The organism is bacterium (genome assembly GCA_023230585.1).
Lineage (GTDB): Bacteria > Ratteibacteria > UBA8468 > B48-G9 > JAFGKM01 > JALNXB01.
The window spans coordinates 1-3,408 of sequence record JALNXB010000106.1 but is presented as its reverse complement, the minus strand read 5'-3'; the positions used below and the strand labels follow the sequence as shown (position 1 = coordinate 3,408).

Sequence of the window (3,408 nt, the reverse complement as noted above, 5' to 3'; positions counted from 1 at the left end):
AGCACGCTTTCCTGTACGTCCTTCTTTTGACAACAATTTTAAAGCAGTAGGTATACCTATAAACGGGTTATGAAACTCGTGTTGCCCAAGATATACGCTCCTGCGAGGGCCTGGAAACATAGGTTGAATATATAGGTTAGGCCAGTCAAGAATGTTATCTGGTTTACTTTTAAGGTCCTCAGATAATGGGTATACACTCTGGTAATAGAGAGCATCTTGGAGTATCTGTTCTACTACGTATCTATTCTTATCTTCACCTGTTAACCAGTAGGCAAGAGAATGCATAAAAAGGTCGTGGTTTTTATGCCCAGCAGGTCTATATCTACGGTCAAAACGGTACCTCTGGTCAAGAAGTTTTAATATAGCTTCTTTTGCCAGTTCATCGCCTGTCTGCAAATAATATTCAGCAAGAGCAAAACTGGTACGATGATCTTTATATAAAGAACCATAACCGCTTGTCCTTAACCCGTTCTGGTTTTCCATATCTATAACAGAATGGACCATATTTTTCGCAGTCTTCATAGCGTCTTCATTCCAATCCAACATAGATAAGGTTATAAAAGTTTTTATAGATGTTTCGCTGGGTCTAACATTCCATTTAATCTTAACAAAAGTTTCTTTAATCTTATATACAATATCGAGCGACCTCTCGTCACCCGTAAGATAATATTCAAAGAGCCAGTTATCTATAACCCCAGCATTAATATAAGCCGTTGTATTGTCACCCCAAAAGACAGGAAGTGATGGGTATTTTCCGCCGTAAGACCTTGAACTTATAAAACCTCCCATCATTTTCTCAGGAGCGTCACAATGGGCAACATACCAGTCGCCTGTAAAACGGCTAAATGAATGTCCCCAATGATAATACGTACGTTCTCCACTTCTTGCGTAGAGTCGCCATGGTTCTCGCCGTAAACCGTAGTCCCTCAAAGATTCAATAGTACTCATATAAGCGAGAGTTTTACCTTTAGTTTCATGATAACTTCTCGATGGAAAACATCCCCAAGACATAAACCCGTTCATAGGGAAAGCTTTAAGTGGCAGAAGAATTCTTTGCCAATATTCAGAAAGAAGATTCTCTTCTGCTGGAAAGTTTTTTGTATCTTTATGTAACATAGGGCAACCAAACGCTTCTGTTGAACATACCCACTCAGGTTTAGCTAAAACAAGAACCTGTTTTGTTGACGCTAAAGCAAGTTGTTTTACTGTTTCTTCCTTGTAGGCACCCGCAACAGGTAAAAACCATATATCGTGAGTCCTTGAACCCCCTTGTGCGTTACTTGGTCTTGACAGAACACTCTCGTTAGGAGTAGGGTAACCTGGAGTCCAACTTTGCCAGTAATCTTTCACCATTGAACTTATACGGAAATCGAGTTCTTTTCCAGAACGGCCTGACCAGAACACAGCCCTTGCGCCCCTCTTTCCAAACGATAGTTCTTTTGGATACCTTTCTGCTAAAAAAGGCATCGCTAAAGTAATACCAAAATTTCCATAATCACCGTGAGCCCAATCTCCAGCAGTTTGTATCTCTTCAATAATTTTATCCTCTCCACCTGAAAAATTACCTATAACAGCCTTATACTCTCTTTCCAAAAAATGAGGATATTCTGTTTGCAGCATATAGGTTTCATCACCAATATTTTTTATCTTTTTTATCTGTTCAGACTCTTCACCAATAGAACAATATATATCAGTAGGTTTCTCAGGGGTTTTAAATTCTAAACCATAATCTTTAAACCAAACATTGTTAGTATCTTGGGTAAATGTAATTGAATGGGTTATTTTGATATACGGTACCCCTGCAGAATAGTATAACCAGAGTTCTGCTTTTGCAAGTTTTTCTCCAGAATCGATCACGTACCACCCTGACCGTTTCACAACCATCCGAGCAGGGCCTTCTTTTAAAAACGTATTTTCTATCTCAGCCAACTCACCTGCTACTACTGCTCTTCTATCTTGATTATCTACCAAATACGCACCAGCACCCGAATTTTTCAAAATCTGTCTTTTCTCTTTACCATAGATAATCCAACCCTCTTCTGGTAGAAGTTTATCTTTATCAAACTGGTAGACAGCTACCCCTGTATCCACTCTAAACCCGCCATCTTCCTGCCTAACTACTTTTAAAGGAGAAGGGTAAGACCTTCTTTTCACTCCTTGACCAAACTCAACCTTATATTTTCCTTGAGGCGAATCTGTAAACCCTGCTAATGCCCATCTAACACTTCCGTCTTGCCAAGTGGCAGCAACATCTACTTGCGAAGGTACCTCTCTGTTTCCTTTCATTATCCGAATATTAGAAACATCTTTCAACTCCCCAGAAGGAAACGGTATACTTGCAACCATAGGCCACGGCGAGTTAAGTTTTGATACATCGTCTATTTTAAGTTCAACACTATCTGCCATAAGATGTTTATTTGTACTACAAAAGAATAAAAGGAAAAATACCAACACTTTAAGATAGAAAAAGATTCTTCTTTCCATAATTCATCTCCTTGCTGTAAAACATTCTGCTAAACTTAAAAATAGCATGTTTTGGCTCTTATAAGGTAACCAAACAACTGGCTTAATAGGTTGTTAAAGTATGTAATATTAGAACAATAAAAGGAAAGGGTACGGCGGTAACAAATAAAATTGTTTATTTTTAAATAGATACAAATGGTGGCACACTTACTAAATATAGACAATTTTGTTCTCATAACAAAATTTTACATTGAATTAAGATAAAAATCAAAAGATAGGAAAATATCTAAGCGGCGGTTAGTATATTTATTGCTAATAAACATTTGTTAAGGCAATTCTTATTATGTTTTGCAAATTAACCTATCCCGCCGCTCGATAGTTACAGATAAAAACAATCTGCATAGGTAAAAATCACTCAGCTTCTTCCTGCTGTGCCTCTGTTTCTGCTTCAGGAGCCGGCTCCTCAACAACTGCTTCTTCTTGAGCTTCAGGTTCTGGCATGGGAGGCGGCTGCTGTTTTTTACAGCCTGATACCAGAAAGGCCAACATGAGTATACCTAAAAAGATACCCAATATTCTCTTCATATTTTTCACCTCCTTTTCTGCTAAAAGATGTATAGTTTAATCTTTTTTATTTATAAGAATAATGTCTTGCTCAAAATTTTTTATAAAAAGGTACACAATAGGTAGTTTTAAAATTCTATTGTATCATAGATTTTTACTAATATCAAAAAAATAATTTTACCTTTTTTATTATTTTTCTTAATCTAATAACTTTTCAATCAATTCATTAAAACAGGCGCAGTAGAAAAGAAAGACCGTCCTTCAAGTGTCCCGTTAAAAAGAAAAAGCCCTCTTGTGTTTTTATCCAATACAGGCGCTTTTTTTGAAGGTACAAAATCTTCAATATACCTAACAGTATCTGATACTCTAAGGTTATCTATT

At 37.0% G+C, this 3,408-nt stretch carries 2 protein-coding genes; both read right to left on the bottom strand.

The features are described 5' to 3' along the window. On the bottom strand, positions 1-2,484 hold a 2,484-nt coding region (locus M0P98_09405), incomplete at its 3' end, for a hypothetical protein (GenBank protein ID MCK9267062.1). A 390-nt stretch (positions 2,485-2,874) separates the two neighbouring features. Then, positions 2,875-3,048: a hypothetical protein gene (locus M0P98_09400; protein MCK9267061.1), complete on the bottom strand. Its 174-nt coding sequence runs from the start codon at positions 3,046-3,048 to the stop codon at positions 2,875-2,877. Between the last annotated feature and the right edge of the window lie 360 nt (positions 3,049-3,408).